The organism is Niallia circulans NBRC 13626, assembly GCF_001591585.1.
GTDB classification, from domain to species: Bacteria; Bacillota; Bacilli; order Bacillales; family Cytobacillaceae; genus Niallia; species Niallia circulans.
In genome coordinates this window covers 30073-47430 of sequence record NZ_BCVE01000003.1, presented here as the reverse complement: position 1 = coordinate 47430, position 17358 = coordinate 30073, and the positions used below count along the sequence as shown (strand labels likewise).

At 36.4% G+C, this 17358-nt stretch carries 15 protein-coding genes and 1 pseudogene; 9 read left to right on the top strand and 7 right to left on the bottom strand.

Features of this window, described 5'->3' with window-relative positions; genetic code table 11:
• The first annotated feature begins 98 nt into the window (after window positions 1-98).
• The 3 genes from BCI01S_RS04535 to BCI01S_RS04525 all read left to right on the top strand — a co-directional run bounded on the left by BCI01S_RS04535 (window position 99) and on the right by BCI01S_RS04525 (window position 3715).
• Window positions 99-737: a site-2 protease family protein gene (locus BCI01S_RS04535; RefSeq protein ID WP_047940786.1), complete on the top strand. Its 639-nt coding sequence runs from the start codon at window positions 99-101 to the stop codon at window positions 735-737.
• A gap of 104 nt (window positions 738-841) precedes the next feature.
• The gene (locus BCI01S_RS04530; RefSeq protein WP_047940785.1) at window positions 842-1354 is read left to right on the top strand and encodes a YwhD family protein; all 513 of its coding nucleotides are present in this window, start codon (window positions 842-844) and stop codon (window positions 1352-1354) included.
• 432 nt (window positions 1355-1786) lie between these two features.
• A complete protein-coding gene (locus BCI01S_RS04525; protein WP_061796894.1) occupies window positions 1787-3715 on the top strand; it encodes an endonuclease MutS2 in 1929 nt (642 codons plus the stop codon).
• Window positions 3716-3854: 139 nt separating this feature from the next.
• Here the strand turns inward: BCI01S_RS04525 and BCI01S_RS04520 are convergent, their stop codons facing one another.
• Window positions 3855-5918, bottom strand: a complete 2064-nt coding sequence (locus BCI01S_RS04520; RefSeq protein WP_047940783.1) for a transglycosylase domain-containing protein — start codon at window positions 5916-5918, stop codon at window positions 3855-3857.
• Between the two features lie 286 nt (window positions 5919-6204).
• Here BCI01S_RS04520 and speE point away from each other — a divergent pair, with 286 nt between their 5' ends.
• The 5 genes from speE (at window position 6205) to argS (ending at window position 11600) form a co-directional block, all read left to right on the top strand.
• On the top strand, window positions 6205-7056 hold the full coding sequence (gene speE, locus BCI01S_RS04515) for a spermidine synthase (protein ID WP_047940782.1): 852 nt from the start codon (window positions 6205-6207) through the stop codon (window positions 7054-7056).
• Between the two features lie 35 nt (window positions 7057-7091).
• Entirely contained in the window at window positions 7092-7964 is an 873-nt protein-coding gene (gene speB, locus BCI01S_RS04510; RefSeq protein WP_047940781.1) for an agmatinase, read from the top strand.
• Between the two features lie 266 nt (window positions 7965-8230).
• Window positions 8231-9331: an SH3 domain-containing protein gene (locus tag BCI01S_RS04505; RefSeq protein ID WP_061797273.1), complete on the top strand. Its 1101-nt coding sequence runs from the start codon at window positions 8231-8233 to the stop codon at window positions 9329-9331.
• A gap of 152 nt (window positions 9332-9483) precedes the next feature.
• Entirely contained in the window at window positions 9484-9927 is a 444-nt protein-coding gene (locus BCI01S_RS04500) for a YwiB family protein (protein WP_047940779.1), read from the top strand.
• Between the two features lie 2 nt (window positions 9928-9929).
• Window positions 9930-11600 carry an arginine--tRNA ligase gene (gene argS, locus BCI01S_RS04495; protein ID WP_061796893.1) on the top strand — a complete coding sequence of 557 codons (1671 nt, stop codon included), beginning with the start codon at window positions 9930-9932 and terminating at the stop codon, window positions 11598-11600.
• Between the two features lie 301 nt (window positions 11601-11901).
• On the opposite strand, the gene BCI01S_RS04490 is transcribed toward argS, so the two are convergent.
• Genes BCI01S_RS04490 through BCI01S_RS04465 form a run of 6 tightly spaced genes read right to left on the bottom strand, consistent with a single transcriptional unit; the run spans window position 11902 to window position 16697 of the window.
• On the bottom strand, window positions 11902-13284 hold the full coding sequence (locus tag BCI01S_RS04490; protein ID WP_047940777.1) for a HAMP domain-containing histidine kinase: 1383 nt from the start codon (window positions 13282-13284) through the stop codon (window positions 11902-11904).
• The gene (locus BCI01S_RS04485) at window positions 13275-13937 is read right to left on the bottom strand and encodes a response regulator transcription factor (RefSeq protein WP_047940776.1); all 663 of its coding nucleotides are present in this window, start codon (window positions 13935-13937) and stop codon (window positions 13275-13277) included. The genes BCI01S_RS04490 and BCI01S_RS04485 overlap by 10 nt, the downstream gene beginning before the upstream one ends.
• A gap of 17 nt (window positions 13938-13954) precedes the next feature.
• A complete protein-coding gene (locus tag BCI01S_RS04480) occupies window positions 13955-14707 on the bottom strand; it encodes a lantibiotic immunity ABC transporter MutG family permease subunit (RefSeq protein WP_235844441.1) in 753 nt (250 codons plus the stop codon).
• A 13-nt stretch (window positions 14708-14720) separates the two neighbouring features.
• Window positions 14721-15476: a lantibiotic immunity ABC transporter MutE/EpiE family permease subunit gene (locus BCI01S_RS04475; protein ID WP_047940774.1), complete on the bottom strand. Its 756-nt coding sequence runs from the start codon at window positions 15474-15476 to the stop codon at window positions 14721-14723.
• On the bottom strand, window positions 15473-16189 hold the full coding sequence (locus tag BCI01S_RS04470) for a lantibiotic protection ABC transporter ATP-binding protein (protein ID WP_047940773.1): 717 nt from the start codon (window positions 16187-16189) through the stop codon (window positions 15473-15475). The genes BCI01S_RS04475 and BCI01S_RS04470 overlap by 4 nt, the downstream gene beginning before the upstream one ends.
• Window positions 16190-16202: 13 nt before the next feature.
• Window positions 16203-16697, bottom strand: a complete 495-nt coding sequence (locus BCI01S_RS04465; RefSeq protein ID WP_047940772.1) for a NisI/SpaI family lantibiotic immunity lipoprotein — start codon at window positions 16695-16697, stop codon at window positions 16203-16205.
• A 530-nt stretch (window positions 16698-17227) separates the two neighbouring features.
• Between BCI01S_RS04465 and BCI01S_RS24615 the strand changes: the two are divergent.
• Window positions 17228-17342, top strand: a pseudogene (locus BCI01S_RS24615) (transcriptional regulator); the annotation flags it as partial.
• Between the last annotated feature and the right edge of the window lie 16 nt (window positions 17343-17358).

Here is a 17358-nt window from a genome sequence, read left to right as displayed (position 1 = left end):
TTTCCAATTTAATATCATGTATAATTTTAAAAGGAAACATTACTAGATAGAGAATATTCATTTTCCATAGAAACTGTGTATAGAGGGGAGCTAATCATTTGTTATTTTCGCAAAATTTGGCGGATTTGCCTTATATTATTATTTCCATTGTAGTAGGTTTTACCTTTCATGAATTCGCACATGCATTTGTAGCCTATAAATTTGGAGATCCCACGGCGCAAAAGCAAGGAAGATTAACGCTAAATCCAATCGCTCATATTGATCTCATAGGGGCAATTTTTATCTTAATCGCAGGATTCGGATGGGCGAAGCCAGTACCGGTTAATCGTCATTATTTTAAACGACCAAAATTAGCTGGAGTATTAGTCACTTTAGCAGGTCCTGTCAGTAACTTAATACTAGCTTTTCTTGGCTTTATCATTATTGCAATATTAATAAAGTTACAAGTACCAGCGGGAAGTAATTTTGATTTATATCCGTTTTTTGAAATTTTTGTTTATATGAACTTATTACTTTTTGCTTTTAATTTGCTTCCTTTGCCCCCTTTAGATGGTTATCGAATTATTGAAGATCTCGTTTCCTCGCGGGTAAGAGCAGCGATGTCCAAGTATGAGGTTTATGGATCTATTTTATTTATTGTATTAATTGTTACAGGTTTATCAAGCTATACGATATTCCCTTGGATTGAAGTGATACGATACTTTTTTCTATCGCTGTTTAATCAATTGTTCTTTTGATTTTGCAGAGGATAAAAGTCGGCTTTATATACACGACAAATAAAAAATCGTCAAGCTATACCAATCCGCGATCATTTATAATAAATCGCAAAAGGAGTATGAACATGGAAGAAAAAAAGAAGAAAACAATAGGCTTTAATATTATTAAAAATGACCCAACCGATGGGCATAAAGGCTTTGGAATTGGCAGTCTTAGTTTAGAAAATGTATCTCCTGTTATTATTGATGTAGAAGAGGGAGAAGCCATCGTTGATATCGGCGCCATGCATGCAAGAAGTGCAGTGGAACGTGGCATCAAATTTTTGAAAACAAAAGAAGAGGTTCCTAATGGTAAGCCTTACTGGTTAGTCTGGGTGACAATTGACCGTAAGCCTGAAGGTCCTTATTATGCTGGTGTAACAGCATGTGAAATGACTGTGGATCGTTCTATTCGCAGGGGTTATAAGTCTCTTCCAGAGCATGTGAATAAGATGGATAAAAGTATGAAAAGACATATTATGGTCGATCATATGGATGAGAAGTCTAAAAAGGTGCTGGCAGATTTTTTGAAAAAACATGATCAGCGACTATGGGATAACTCTGTAGAACAGCTGAAACAAGACTTATCCCCTTCTTAACTATTGAGAAATGAAATTTTCTCTTTAGTAAATTAATTTTTTGAAAATGTTGACAAAAGAAAAGAAAAATCGATAAACTAAAAGGGAATAAAAAATAAAAAGCCCTTTTAAAGGAGATTGTTTTATGAGTGTGAATGTTCTTAACTAACCGTTAATTATATACGGCCTTGAATTTTGTTAAAAAACTGGGGATATACCGGTTTATTTAGCATGGGTATTTCAAGGAAGGTTAAGAATAAGCCTCATAGCAAGCAATAGATGATAAAAAGCTATGGCATATTTGTCATAGTTTTTATTTCTTTATTGCAAAGGATCTCCTAATCCGGCACTTTAAAGCGGATAGGTCTACCCCAAAAAGCTAGTGTGAGCGTTTGTTCACGCTGGCTTTTTCTATTTTTAAGGGCTATTTGAAGAAAAATAGGAGGAATTAAAATGAATCAACAGGCATTTGAAGTATTAGGTTTTTATAAAATTTTAGAAGAGATAGAATCCTATGCCAAAACAAATTTAGCGAAAAAGACAATACGAAAACTGCGGCCGCTGCAGGATAAAGGAAGAATGAAGCAGTCAATCAAGGAAATAGAAGAGGCTATGAAAATCATAGAAATATCTAGTAGTGTGCCGATTCATACACTTGATGAAATGTCTATTTATTTAAGCCAAGCAAAAAAAGGGATTTATATTCGAGCAGATCAATTTCCGTTTGTTATTTCCTTTTTGGAACATTGTACCAAGCTTAAACAATTTATGAAGGATAAGGAATATGCGGCACCAAATGTCTCGCTTTATGTTCAATCCATTCCTGATGTTAGAGAGCTTACAGAGGAAATAGCAAGATGTATTAGACATAGTAATGTGGATGATTATGCTTCTAGTGATCTAGCCTATTTAAGAAGACAGCTGTCCATCCTGACAGATCGAGTAAAAGAAAAAGCGAGTCAATTAGTGAAATCGAAAAAATATACGGGCTATCTTCAGGACAAAATTGTTTCAGAGCGTAACGGTCATTTGACCCTCTCTGTAAAAAGAGAATATCGAACGAAAATCCAAGGTAGTGTACTGGATACATCCGCATCTGGAGCGACGGTATTTATTGAGCCAATTGAACTTGCTGACATGCAAGCAGAAATCGAAACCATGAAGCTAGCAGAAGAATCTGAAGTAGAAAGAATTCTATATGAATTAACGGAGAAGCTCTTGGCTGAGGAAGAGGCCATTAATTTAGCAATAGAAACGATGCACTATTATGATGTTTTATTTGCGAAAGCAAAATATAGCCGAGTAATTGCTGCAAAGCCGCCTTTCTTATCAGAAGATCATACGATTTATTTAAAAGAGGCTCGTCATCCAATGCTTGGAGACAAAGCAGTTCCTTTAACTATTTCATTTGGAGAAGAGCATCGTGCCCTTGTTATTACAGGACCAAATACAGGTGGGAAAACAGTCACATTAAAAACAATTGGTTTATTAACAATGATGGCTCAATCTGGCTTATTAATTCCAGCGAAAGCAGGGAGTAAAATCGCCATTTTTCAACATATATTTGTGGATATAGGCGACGGACAAAGTATTGAACAAAATTTAAGTACATTTAGCTCCAGATTAGTAAATATAATTGATATCTTAAGAACAACCAATGACCGATCCCTTGTATTGCTTGATGAGCTAGGATCAGGGACCGATCCCGGAGAAGGTATGGCTCTTGCTATTGTCATTTTAGAACAACTTTATCAAAAAGGAGCAACCTTATTTGCGACCACTCACTATAGCGAGATGAAAGAATTTGCAGATCAAACAGAAGGCTTTTTAAATGGAACAATGGAATTTGATATCAATACATTGCGACCAACATATAAACTATTACTGGGACAAAGCGGAAGAAGCCAGGCATTTGAAATTGCAAGTAAATTAGGCTTGCACCCTAAGCTCATTGAAAAGGCGCACCAGATAACGTATAAAACATTTCGGAATTTCCATCATGAACAGAATTTAAAGGAGCTGGATTTTCAGCAGCAAATTGTAATCAATAAATACGCGCGAAAGGCAGTAGAGAAAAAAACGACTAATACCCTTCCATCCCGGGAGCCTATTTTTGAGAGAGGAGATAATGTGATTCTTACAGAGACGGATGAAATGGGAATTGTTTATCAAGGTCCTGATGTACAAGGAAGATATATAGTGCAGGTTCGACAGGAAAAAAGAACCGTGAACCAAAAACGATTAAAGCTCTATATAAAAGGAACAGAGCTATATCCGCAAGATTATGATTTCGATATTATTTTTAAATCGAAAGAATATCGGAAAATAAACAAGCAGCAAAAAAGAAAGCATATAGAAGATGTATGGCTTGAGGAGGAATAGGTGATAGAACCGTTGTCTGAGTCCTTTGGGGAGAGGAAGTAAGGGGAAAGGGAGTAGAGGGGAGCTTTACCCTGTTGCACCTAAACAAAAAAGCATACTACACTCAAAAGAGCTGGTAGTATGCTTTATCAAGTTCCTTCTACCACGGTAAAATTCGTTTATACCATGGTACTTTTTCTTTTGCTTTGTCCTTATTTGCTGGTTTTTCCTTAGAGTCTTCTTTTGGTAAATCAGCACAAAATTCTGTTGGTACAGTATCTTTAGTAAAGTACATCATTCTTTTTGTATCACATGCAGCTGATGCGAGTTTGCCGCTCTTAGGATCGATATAAACGCCAACAGTACCTTTAGTTGGTGTAAATCCTTTGATCGGCTCTTTTTTTAAACTATGTTCCATAAACTGAACCCAAACTTTCTTTGCATATGTTTTATCGGCTGCTAACGTTATAGGCTCTCCCTGATCATAGCCTGTCCAAACAGCGGATACTAGCTGTGGAGTATAACCAATCATCCAACTGTCTGATTCAGTGGAGCCAGATTTTCCTGCATAAATTCTTGTGATGTCGTCTTTAATAGTACTTCCTGTTACAGAGGCATAGCCATTAAGAGTAGGGTCAAACATGCCTGTCATCATTTGATTCATCACAAACGTTAAATCCGTATCTAAAATCTTTTCTGGTTTTGTCTTATGTTCATAGAGAATCTGCCCATCATTTGTCTCAATTTTTGTAATGAAAACAGGAGATACCCTATTTCCTCCGTTGGCAAATATACTATAGGCATTTGCCATATCAATCACACGAACATTAGACGTTCCAAGAGCGAGAGATGGAACCTCTTGTAAATCGGTTGTAATGCCGAATTTCTTGCCTGTTTTTACCAATGTATCTTGCCCTAAAAAAAGATGGGTTTTAACCGCATAAACATTATCAGAGACAGCTAGTGCCTGTGCCATGGTAATATTTCCATCGGCATATTGATTGTTAAAATTATGCGGGGTATATGGATCTCTCCCATCATCAAAGCGAAAGGTTGTTTGTTCGCTGCTCATCATCGTAGCCGGTGTAAATCCATGTTCAAGAGCTGCATAATACAATAAAGGCTTGATCGTCGAACCAGGTTGCCGAGTTGCTTGAATTGCTCTGTTAAATGGACTTTCTTCATAATCTTTTCCACCTACCATTGCCTTAACGTGGCCTGTAGCTGGATCCATGGCAACGAAGCCAATTTGTATATTACTATCCTTATTTATCGTCTGGTTAATCGTTTCCTCTGCTATTTTTTGCTGCTCTGTATTCAAGGTTGTATACACTCTTAATCCACCTAATTGAATCGTTTTATCATCTAAATGAAGCTGGTTTTTTAGAATGCTTTTTACAGTATCTTGAAAATAAGGAGCTGTTTCGACACTAGCATTTGGAAATTTTCCTACTAACGACAGTTTTTCCGTTAAAGCTAACTGCTTATCCTCTTCTGTTATATATCCATTTTCAATTAAGGAATTTAGGATGATGCCCTGTCTTTTTTTCGCATTCTCCATCGATGAAAAAGGAGAATATATACTAGGTCCCTTCGGAATACCAGCAAGCATGGTTGCCTCTCCTAATGTTAGTTCGGAGGCCTTTTTTCCAAAGTAGTATTGGCTTGCAGCCTCTGCTCCATATGCTCCATGACCATAATAAATGGTATTGATATAGCCTTCTAGAATTTCATCCTTTGTATAGAATATTTCTAATCGAAGTGTATAAAATGCCTCTGCAATTTTTCGCTTCCACGTCTTTTCATGCTCTAAAAATAAGTTTCGAGCATATTGCTGGGTTATTGTGCTCGCGCCTTGAACTTTTGCCATTGCTCTTATGTCGGCTAAAATAGCACCGCCAATTCGTTTATAGTCAAAGCCGTGATGAGAATAAAAGTTTTTATCTTCAATAGAAACAGTAGAGTCTACTAAATAGGGACTAACATCATCAATGGATACCCAATACCTTTTCTGTCCATTGCTGCTTTCGCCAATAATGCTGCCATCATCTGAATAGTAGATTGTTGACTGAGAAACAGCTAGCGGTGGAGGACCTAGTGTACGAGCATATACATATATACCGATAAAAATCATGCTTGCGGTTATCATGAAAAGAAGTCCTAATATAATCAATAGACGTAAATATTTCCCAGAGTTTTTAAGTTTATTTACAATGACTTCCAAAACATGACACCTCCTAAGTAGAACCTTCTTTGTTCTTTTATCGCATTAATGAAAGATAAATAGATAAAACTAGTATGTGGTAAAGATTGGCGTTTTAAACATTTTTATCATGGAATATAAAAAAAATCTTTGCTTTTCTACGAATATCCACTATACTTTTTTCGTGTTTGTTATTTGTTTGATTGGGAAGTATAAAAAGAAGATTGTACTCACAAGAAATGAAGAAACTAGGAATGTTTAGCATATAAGAAACTTTATACCAATCAAATGAATGGAGGATATGTCAATGGGAATTTGGTTTACAGAGAAGCAGACCGACGATTTTGGAATCACTATGAAAATCAAGCGTACATTACATACAGAACAAACACCGTTTCAAAAGTTAGATATGGTAGAAACAGAAGAATGGGGAAATATGCTATTATTGGACGATATGGTGATGACTTCTGTTAGAGATGAGTTTGTTTACCACGAAATGGTAGCACATATTCCACTGTTTACACATCCCAATCCTGAGTATGTTCTAGTTGTTGGCGGTGGGGACGGCGGGGTTATTCGAGAAGTTTTAAAGCATCCTAGTGTCAAAAAAGCGACGCTTGTTGATATTGATGGTAAAGTAATTGAATATAGTAAGAAGTTTCTACCAGAGATAGCAGGTAAGCTGGATGATCCAAGAGTAGATGTACAAGTAGGCGATGGGTTTATGCATATTGCCAAAAGCGAGAAGAAATACGATGTTATTATGGTTGATTCCACAGAACCAGTGGGTCCAGCTGTTAATCTGTTTACAAAGGGCTTTTATGCAGGAATAGCGAAAGCATTAAAGGACGATGGACTTTTTGTTGCTCAAAGTGACAATCCTTGGTTTAAAGGAGAGCTCATTCGTTCCGTGCAAAGAGATGTAAAGGAAATATTCCCGATAACCAGATTATATATCGCCAATATTCCGACGTATCCAAGTGGCATGTGGGCATTTACAATTGGATCTAAACAGTATGATCCATTAAATGTTCCAGAAAGTCGCTTCCATTCGATAGAGACAAAGTATTATACGAAAGAGTTACACAAAGCAGCCTTCATCTTACCAAAGTTTGTTCAAGATCTCTGTGACGGGGATAACAGCAAATCAAGGGAATGATTGGACTGTCTTTGAATAAAAAGGAGAGATGACTAATGCGTTTTGACGAATCGTATTCAGGAAATGTATTTATTAAAAGTTTTCCAAATTATGAAGAAAGCCAAGTAGTATTGTATGGTATGCCAATGGACTGGACCGTTAGCTTCCGTCCTGGCTCCCGTTTTGGCCCAGCAAGAATTCGAGAGGTTTCTGTTGGGTTAGAAGAATACAGCCCTTATTTGGATAGAGAGCTTGAGGAAGTAAAATATTTTGACGCAGGGGATATTCCTTTACCATTTGGAAATCCACAACGCAGCTTAGATATGATTGAAGAATTTGTGGACAAAGTATTAGGTGATAATAAATTTCCGCTTGGAATGGGAGGAGAGCATTTAGTATCGTGGGGCGTGTTCCAAGCAATGTATAAAAAATATCCGGATTTAGCTATCATACATATGGATGCCCATACAGATCTTCGCGATGAATATGAAGGAGAGCCATTGTCTCATTCCACGCCGATCAAAAAAGTAGCCAATTTAATTGGTCCCAAAAATGTATATTCATTTGGGATTCGTTCTGGAATGAAAGAAGAGTTCCAGTGGGCGAAAGAAGTAGGGATGCATATTTCTAAGTTTGAGGTGCTAGAGCCATTAAAAGAAATCTTGCCAACACTTGCAGGCAGACCTGTATATGTAACCATAGATATTGATGTCTTAGATCCAGCGCATGCCCCTGGAACAGGTACGGTGGATGCAGGAGGAATTACTTCAAAAGAATTATTAGCATCCATTCATGAAATAGCGCGCTCTAATGTTCAGGTAGTTGGAGCGGATTTAGTTGAAGTAGCGCCAATTTACGATCCATCTGAGCAAACAGCGAATACAGCAAGTAAATTAATCCGTGAAATGATTTTAGGGTTTGTAAAATAATATAATTTTAATAAGCTGGGACATAGTTTCCAGCTAGAAATAAAGTCAAACAATTGTACGAAAGATTTCATATGGTTGTTTGGCTTTATTATTAGAAATTTTAAATTCAACCATTAACTTTAGAAAATGACTAGGAAAATATTGTAGCTTTGTAATGTGGTTATTAAGAAACTGAAATAGTGTTCTGCTAGACTATATATGGAGCATTTGGCGTATGCTTGTCCATGAAAAGGAGGGCATCATATTACATAGGGAGAAGGATGAAAATGGGTAAAAGGATTTTTGTTCTACTAGTAGGGGTAATGGTTTTATTTGCGGGCTTTCATTCAGTAAATACGGTACAAGCTGCTAGTAAAAAAACGAAATATGTGACAGCAAGCACTCTTAATATAAGAAGTGGTCCAGGTACTTCTTATAAAGTAGTGATAACCGTTAAGAAAAATCAGGCTGTAACAGTAACCCAAACAAAAGGGTCTTGGGATAAAGTGACAGTTGGAAAGAAAACAGGCTGGGCTTCTAACAAATATTTAACGACAAAAAAGCCAGCAGCAAAGGCAACGACATCTACAAAAACGATGTATGTTACAGCAAGTACGTTAAATGTGAGAAGTGGTACAGGAACCAACTATAAAGTAGTTGCGACAGTCAAAAAAAATCAATCTTTAAAAGTATCACAAACAAAGGGATCTTGGAGCAAGGTAACGGTGGGCAGCAAAACAGGCTGGGCATCAAGTAAATACCTAACAACCAAAAAACCCGCAGAACCAAAAAAATTAGCAGCTGGCCTAAAAACAGTAGGAAAGAATAAACAATTGATTCTTGTTACTTCAAATGGCTATAATATATCCTCTGCTGAGATTCGCACTTTTGAAAAAAATAAAAAGGGTGAATGGATTCCGGTTTTAACGACAACTGGACATATTGGGAAATATGGCTTTACTTCAAATATGAGTGAAGGCGGAAAAAAATCACCCATTGGGAAGTTTACGATCGGAACAGCGTTTGGTACACAAAAAAATCCTGGGACAAAATTACCTTATCGAAAGATAACCAATGATGATGTCTGGGTAGATGATCCGAAATCTAAGCTATATAACACATGGCAGTCGAAAAAGAAAACAAAAGGTCAATGGAAAAGTGCCGAAAATTTGAATGTGCCGGCATACAAATATGGATTTGTTATTGACTATAATACAAAGCGAGTTCCTAATAAAGGAAGCGCAATTTTCTTCCATATTGCAAATAGTTATACGCTAGGCTGTACAGCAACTTCAGAAGCAAACGTTGTGAAGGTTTTAAAATGGCTTGATCCATCTAAAAATCCTGTGATTATCCAAACACCAATCAAGGAACTAAGCAACTATTAAAGCGAAAACCTGCAGATTGTACTGTAGGTTTTTTACATATAGGGTTATGTCAAGAGAGAATATCTTCGTTCTTTTGCGAACCATCTTGCACTTCCCCTTTAAAAAATTTATACTTATAAAGTTACACAGTAAATGAAAAGGAAGTGTTGTCGTTGTCTCAACCATCAGGGCAACAAGTGCCTGTAAAATTACACGTTACAACACATATATATAACGGGAAAAATAAAGAAAGTATTGAGTGGATTGGGTTTGGTCAATACTTAGAAAAAGATACTAGTAAATATATAAAATATGAAGAAATCATAGAAGAAGGTACCATCAAAACAATTATTAAAATCACAGAAAAGGAAGGATTAATCCTTCGAAGTGGAGCAGTCAAAATGCGCCTTCCTTTTCTTATTAATAAACAAAAGGTCGGCAGCTACGAAAGTCCTTACGGCGTATTTCAGCTAGTTACCGATACAAAGAGACTGGCGCTAGAAGTGGAACAGCAAGCAACCACAGGTTCATTAGATATTTTATATGATTTAAAGATGCAAGGAAGCAATAATGGAACCTATCATATGACTATTTCATTTAAGGAGGAGACAGAGTAAAAATGAATATTGTAGATCAAATAAAGGACAAGCTAAAGGAAGAAATTAAACAAAGTGTCATAAAAGCTGGATTAGCAGCAGAAGAACAAATTCCCGAAGTAATATTGGAGTTGCCAAAGGATAAAGCCCATGGTGATTATTCTACAAATATGGCGATGCAATTAGCGAGAGTTGCCAAAAAAGCGCCAAGAATGATTGCAGAGGCGATTATTGAGAATTTCGATCAAACGAAAGCTTCTATTAAAAAAGTTGAAATAGCAGGTCCTGGTTTTATTAATTTTTATATGGATAACAGCTATCTAACGGATTTAATTCCAACTATCCTTAAAGCAGGAGAGCAATATGGACAAACTACAGTTGGAAATAATGAAAAAGTACAAGTGGAGTTTGTTTCAGCTAACCCAACTGGCGACCTTCACTTAGGTCATGCGCGTGGGGCGGCTGTAGGAGATTCTCTTTGCAATATCTTAGATAAAGCTGGCTATGATGTTTCAAGAGAATACTATATTAATGATGCTGGTAACCAAATTAATAACTTAGCATTATCGGTAGAAGCGCGTTATTTCCAAGCATTAGGGATGGAAAAAGAAATGCCGCAAGATGGCTATCATGGAGAAGACATTATCGGAATCGGGAAAAAGCTAGCAGATGAATATGGGGATAAGTATGTCCATGTTTCAGAACAGGAACGTTTTGACTTCTTCCGTGAATACGGTCTGAAGTATGAAATGGCTAAATTAAAACAAGATTTAGAAGATTTCCGTGTGAAATTTGATGTGTGGTTCTCCGAAACATCTCTTTATCAAAATGGAAAGATTGATATAGCGTTAAACAAATTAAAGGAAAATGGCTATATTTTTGAACAGGATGGAGCGACATGGTTACGTTCTACTGATTTTGAAGATGATAAAGACCGTGTGCTTATTAAAAATGACGGCTCTTTTACGTACTTATTGCCAGACATCGCATATCATAAGGATAAATTAGATAGAGGCTTTGAAAAGCTTATTAATATTTGGGGTGCAGACCATCATGGTTACATTCCTCGTATGAAAGCTGCAATCCAAGCATTAGGATATAACAAAGAAGCATTAGAAGTGGAAATTATTCAGCTTGTTCACTTATATAAAAATGGCGAAAAAATGAAGATGAGTAAGCGTACAGGGAAAGCTGTAACAATGAGAGACTTAGTAGAAGAAGTAGGGCTAGATGCAACTCGTTATTTCTTCGCCATGAGAAGTGCGGATACGCATTTAGATTTTGACTTAGATCTCGCTGTATCCCAATCGAATGAAAACCCAGTATATTATGCACAATATGCCCATGCTCGTATTTCAAGTATCTTGAGACAAGGAAAGGAACAAGGAATAGAGCTGACCGATGAGCTGAATGCTGCACTAATTACGGCGGAAAAGGAATTTGACTTATTAAAGAAATTAGGAGAGTTCCCGCAGGCAGTAGGAGAAGCAGCATTAAAGAGAATGCCGCACCGTATTACGAATTATATTTACGATTTGGCATCAACTTTCCATAGCTTCTATAACGCTGAAAAAGTTTTAGATGCAGATAACTTAGAAAGAACAAAAGCACGTTTAGCATTAATCCAAGCAACGCAAATCACATTAAGAAATGCCTTGGCGCTTATTGGCGTATCTGCACCAGAAAAAATGTAATAAATCAAAAGGAGGAAAGCGAAAATAGATGCTTTCCTCCTTTTAATAGTTATTTCTTCAACATTTGCAAGGTATTCGATTTTTTTCTTTTGGTATTAAAAAAGGTAAGGAGAAGAGATTTAACATTTTCCTATTCCTATAATACTCTTCAGTATTTGTAAGATCATATAAGAAATAAATAAAGAGATGATGAAATTGAGTATTATATTAGCATTGCTGGCAGCTTCGATCATCATCAGCATTTTTATTTGGCTTTATACCGCGCGAAGCATTACAACCCACGTCCAGATAGGGCGTGGGGTTAATGATTTCTATATAAGGGTATTTTCACTCGCACTTCTCCGCCGCCCTCTATCGTGTTTCCAAGAGTCAGTTCTCCATTATGGAGATTCACAGCATTTTTTGCGAAGGTCAACCCCATTCCATAATGACCTTTAGACTGACGGGCCTTGTCATCCATGTAAAAAAGTTCTGTTGCTTTTTTTAGCCCGCTTTCCGAAAATCCATTTCCTGTGTCTTTTACCAAAAAGTAAAGAGTATCAGAATCGCATTCCGCATGCACCGAGACAGTCCCATCTTCTGGTGTATAATCAACCGCGTTTGTTAAAATATTCAATAACGCTCTATGTAACAGCTGCCAGTCAATTTCCGCCTCTTTCTTGAGATTTTCTTTTTTAAATGAAATAGTTATTTTCTTATTCCCTTTATAGGCGGATATATCTTTCTGCAGAGTTTCTGTCAGCTTATCTATAAAGGCTTTCTCCAAATGAATAGTTAAGGAATCCTCCGTTCTTGAAAGATAAATAAGCTGAGAAATATATTGTTCAATTTGATTTCCTGCTCCAAGAATATACTTTGTATACTCAGCTTGTTCTTCGTTTTGAATAGATAAGCTGAGTAATTCAGCATTTCCTTTAATAATGGTAATCGGGATTTTGATATCATGTGCCAAAGCACCAATTTGCTCTTTCTTATTTTTTTCTAACCGCCACTGGGCCTCGAGTGATGACCGAAGAGCATCTCTCATTTCAATTAAGGAGTCAATTACATCATCAAATTCCTTAATATGTGTAAATTCGGGGGTGAACTGCAAATTTTGCTCTTTTATATATCGAGTAATTACATTCAGTGTTTCAAAATGTTTTCTTAATCTATTAGCAAAGTACGTTGTTATAATAGAAATGTCTATAATGAGCAAGATTATCAAAATACTGATACTCGTTAATTCATAATTAGGAAGGTATTTTCTTAATAAAGGTGAGCTGAAATCTGCCCGTAATGAATATTGCAAAATACAATACTCATTTTTTCTTTCTATAATCAAATATCCTTTTTGTTTATAATTGACATACGGTTTTTTTTCAAGCTTCTTTTTTACCAGGTTCAGATCTGTTTCTTTAATAGTTCCAGCTGTTTTTTGTTTTGTTTCTTTATCTAGGAGGGCAAATGACATCGTATCAGGAATCACATCAGCAGTTACTTTATCTACATGTTCCAGCTTCGGCGCAAGTTTCTCTGCTTCTTGTTCATTATAATTTGCTGGATGTGAGAAGCCCATATTCATAGCGATGGTATTCATAAATAAATAGAGCAGAGCAAGTACAATCAAACTAATACATAACGCAGCTATATACTTTATCAGTTCTCTAAGAAGTGTTTTTTGGCCATTAAAATTTATTCCCATTTGTACCCGAATCCCCATACCGTTTTGATAGGGTCTGCATTATGCTCTTTACATTTTCTGCGAATCGTTCTGATAAACTCAGTAATTGTTGAATACAAGGCATTCCCCTCAAGTCCATATATCTCCTCGTAAATTTGTTCTCTTGAAAAAGTTCTCCCTTTATGTTGAGCTAAAAATTCAAATATTTTATATTCATTTTTTGTTAAGTTAAGTTTTTGATTATTGATAAATACTTCTTTACTATCAAAATGAAATAAAAAACCAGAGATGACTCTTTTCGATTGATGTTTGTCTCTCCGTTCCCTTCTTAAGTGAGCATTAACTCTAGCACTAAGCTCTCTAACGCCGAACGGCTTTGTAATATAATCATCTCCGCCAGTAATGAGGCCTTTGATTATCGCTTCCTCTTCAGTTTTAGCCGTGAGGAATAATATGGGACAATCCACCAAAGGCCGTATCTGTTTACATAGCTCAAAACCGTCAATGTCCGGCATCATAACATCAAGCAAAATTAAATCATATCCTTGAAATAAATCAGGCGGCTGGCCTTTAACACGATCTAAAGTGTCGACTTTATGCTGATCACGGCGCAAAATATTTTGTATCAGTGCAAGAATATCTTTTTCATCATCGACAGCAAGGATTTTTGCCATTTTCCATCCCCCTCATGCTATTCAAACGTTTTTCTGCCTTCCCATCTGCTAAACCATATTAGACTGGCAATAATTATACATACTGTACCAAAAACAACAATAAATACCGCTGAATTTATTTCATGCATTAATAAAGAATAATTCCCTTTTTCTATAAAATGGAGAACCCCATTTAAACCTGATAATCTAATACTCCAAGCCCAAGGGTTATATTTCCATATCGCATCTCCTAATCCAGTATTCATGAGAGCTGTCAAAAGCAGGCCCGCTCCGCCTATCAGAACAGAAGCACCCATTCCAAACATACAGCTGATAAAAAAATAAATAACATATAGAACGACACTGCCCGCAACCAGCCAGGCAGCACCTGTTATAAAAATATCATAAGGCAAATCCGGCACATTTAAAATAAATGTTAATCCCATTATATAAAGGAAAATCGCTATGCCAATTGAGCAAAGTTCCATGAGAAGAAGCATTAACATTTTACTGGCATAAGCAATAATTTTCGGAGATGTGCCTCCCAGCAACACTTGGAATTTTCCAGCCTGTTCTTCTAAAGATGCGGTCATGCCGCATAAAACCCCTATGAGCAGCGGTAATGCAATAGCAATAGCTTCCATAAAAGATTTATACAAATGAAATTGGCTTTGGTCTCTTCCATAAAAATACAGGATTAACACACCTGAACAAACTATAGGGATAATGAAATGCAGCCACATAAAGGAGGTGTGCCTGTTTTTTTGAAAATCAGCTTGTAAACACCTCAAAAGCAGTCCCACTTTACATCGCCCCCTGCTTTTTTCTTCTGTAATCAATGGAAGGAGCAAATGAACGGCTGGTTAAAAACGCTATTAACAAAAATAATAGTACAGAAATCAATATAGCGGGAGGGACGACCATCCAACTCAACAAAGGATTATTTTTTTCAAGCAACAGACCGTTAGGGTGAATACCTATTGTTGGACACATCATTCGGATTGGCCAGCTCCACGGAATAAACCACCAAAAAGAGCGAGATGCCGGCATTATTCCCAAAACAAATGTTCCTATGAGATTTAACATTACTGCTATTGTAAGACCCCACTTTTTGGCAACAAATAAACAAAGTGGAATTTGCCAAAGGCTTGTTACCCAAAGCAATAAACTTGCGGCAACTGTAGAAAGCGTAACAATGGCAAAATCAGCTAAAACGAATCCCATAAGTAACATAAACACTAAAAATACAATTTGAGATAATAACGAATAAACCATAATAATGACAATCTTAGAATACCATAATCTCCCCAAATCAATAGGCAATGAATATGTGCCATTATAATTAGAGGCTTTTTTTTCTTTTTGATGAGATAACGAGCAAAGTAAAGCAATCATCACTGGCATAAAAATAATAGACCACCAGTTAAAAGTACCGGAAACAAAAAATTGAATGTTCATTAAAAAAGAAAAACCTATATTAAGGAGCGGTACAAAGATAATCATTTTTCTAGAAAAAGTCCGTTTAAACTTCAGGTTTTCGGCCTTCATATAATTTATCATCTTTTTACACCCTCTTTTTCACGGCTTGCCTTTACAACTTCCATAAACAAATGCTCTAAATCATCAGTCTTATTTATTTCGCCCTGGTATCCAAGGTGACCGCCGATGATAATCCCAATATGATCTGCTATTTGCTCTACTTCTGAAAGGATATGACTAGATAAAATCACGGTTATTCCTTCTTGAGGAAAAGAGCGGATAAGGTCTCGGAGCTCCTGAATACCGATTGGATCTAGCCCGTTCGTAGGCTCATCAAGAATTAATAATTTAGGATGATTTAATAAAGCAATAGCAATCCCCAGCCGCTGCCTCATCCCCATAGAAAACTGGCCTGCTCTTTTCTCACCAGTATGCTGCATATCTACAGTCTTTAGCACACTGTGTATACGCTCTTCAGATAGGCCCAGCAGCGTGGCATGTACTTTTACATTTTCAAATGCTGTTAAATTATCGTAAATGGGCGGAGCTTCTATTAAAGATCCAATATTTTGCAAATCAGAACGATCCCATTTATGTCCGTCGAAGAAAACCTCACCAGAAGTCTTCCGTAAAATTCCTGTCAATATTTTAAGTGTTGTCGATTTCCCAGCTCCATTTGGTCCAAGCAGACCATAAATGCTGTTTTTTTGAACAGTTAGTGAAACATCTGAAACAGCTGTTTCCTTGCCAAACTTTTTTGTAAGACTTTTGGTTTCTAATAGGACTGCACTCATTTCACACTCTCCCTTATTCCTTTTCATTCTTAATCAAAACCGCCCGATAATACTCGTGATTAAACTCAACGATGATTTCATCTTTGGCATCGACGTCTTCGTTTGCACTGTAAACCTTCCCATATCGTAAAGGTTTTTTCTCTCTGATATCATCAGGGTCAAGAGAGATATACGGTTCTTTCAGTTCTTCTTCCGACCATCTCTTTCCGTCGCTATCTACAAAGAAAGTTTTGCCTATTGCCCCTATGACTTTTCCTTTTGTGTCTTCATCAACTTTATCTTTCAGCTGATAAAGTTTTTCGTTGTAGACCACTTGAGCGAATTTTCCCTTAGCAATCAAACTCTCCATTGTTTCAGCTGTTTCGTTTTCGTTACCCTCAGTAAAATGCATTGTTTTTTTTGTTTCTTCAATGGTTTTATCTTTAAACTTTGTTAATGATTGACATGCAGATAACATAAGTAAAACAATAAAACAGCATGAAATGTTTATACATCTTCTTAAAAACATATACACCACCTCAATCTTATGACTTTTCCCCCTGTGCGTGTCTATGTGGGATGTTGATTATTCTAGAATACTTTTATCAAAATTTAATCAAGATACATTTCTAACTGGAAACTCAAAACATTTGGGCTACTGGCAATACGATCGACTTGTCCAAATAAAAAGGGGGATAGATGAGATTCAAATATATTTTCTTTCTCAAAATTTTTGTGTCTTGATCAATAAAGGTTTTTTAATATCCCAATACTTGTTCAATAAATAATCTTTAAGGTTATACAATTTTAATTCTTTAAAAGAAAAATTATGTGGAGTATATAAATGATATCCAAGATTTTCTTTCTGCACTGCCTGTTTCCAAAGTATAAAAAATTCCTGCTGTCCAATTTTCAAGAAATAAAATAGAGAAATGACTGGAATCACCAATAAGGATAGTTTAGACTTTGGATTCCATGACATAAAAAACGTAATTAAAAGTATAGAAAATAGATTATTCAAGAACGGAAGGGGAGGAAAGTGCCGGTAGAAAGAAATAGATTAGACGTGATTACGTCTTGCAGTATTATGGTCAAAAACGATTATTTCCTTAATCAGCTTGCGCTGGAAATCGGAGTCTTACCCGCCGCATTGAGCCGCTTGCTAAATGGAGAAAGTGAAGTGTATTCAG

Bases quoted from the DNA above. Each gene is read 5' to 3' on its own strand.
- speE (WP_047940782.1), top strand. From the start codon at position 6,205: ATGGGAATTTGGTTTACAGAGAAGCAGACCGACGATTTTGGAATCACT.
- speB (WP_047940781.1), top strand. From the start codon at position 7,092: ATGCGTTTTGACGAATCGTATTCAGGAAATGTATTTATTAAAAGTTTT.
- BCI01S_RS04530 (WP_047940785.1), top strand. From the start codon at position 842: ATGGAAGAAAAAAAGAAGAAAACAATAGGCTTTAATATTATTAAAAAT.
- BCI01S_RS04525 (WP_061796894.1), top strand. From the start codon at position 1,787: ATGAATCAACAGGCATTTGAAGTATTAGGTTTTTATAAAATTTTAGAA.
- BCI01S_RS04475 (WP_047940774.1), bottom strand. From the start codon at position 15,476: ATGATAAATTATATGAAGGCCGAAAACCTGAAGTTTAAACGGACTTTT.
- BCI01S_RS04470 (WP_047940773.1), bottom strand. From the start codon at position 16,189: ATGAGTGCAGTCCTATTAGAAACCAAAAGTCTTACAAAAAAGTTTGGC.
- BCI01S_RS04465 (WP_047940772.1), bottom strand. From the start codon at position 16,697: ATGTTTTTAAGAAGATGTATAAACATTTCATGCTGTTTTATTGTTTTA.
- BCI01S_RS04485 (WP_047940776.1), bottom strand. From the start codon at position 13,937: ATGGCAAAAATCCTTGCTGTCGATGATGAAAAAGATATTCTTGCACTG.
- BCI01S_RS04505 (WP_061797273.1), top strand. From the start codon at position 8,231: ATGGGTAAAAGGATTTTTGTTCTACTAGTAGGGGTAATGGTTTTATTT.
- argS (WP_061796893.1), top strand. From the start codon at position 9,930: ATGAATATTGTAGATCAAATAAAGGACAAGCTAAAGGAAGAAATTAAA.
- BCI01S_RS04490 (WP_047940777.1), bottom strand. From the start codon at position 13,284: ATGGGAATAAATTTTAATGGCCAAAAAACACTTCTTAGAGAACTGATA.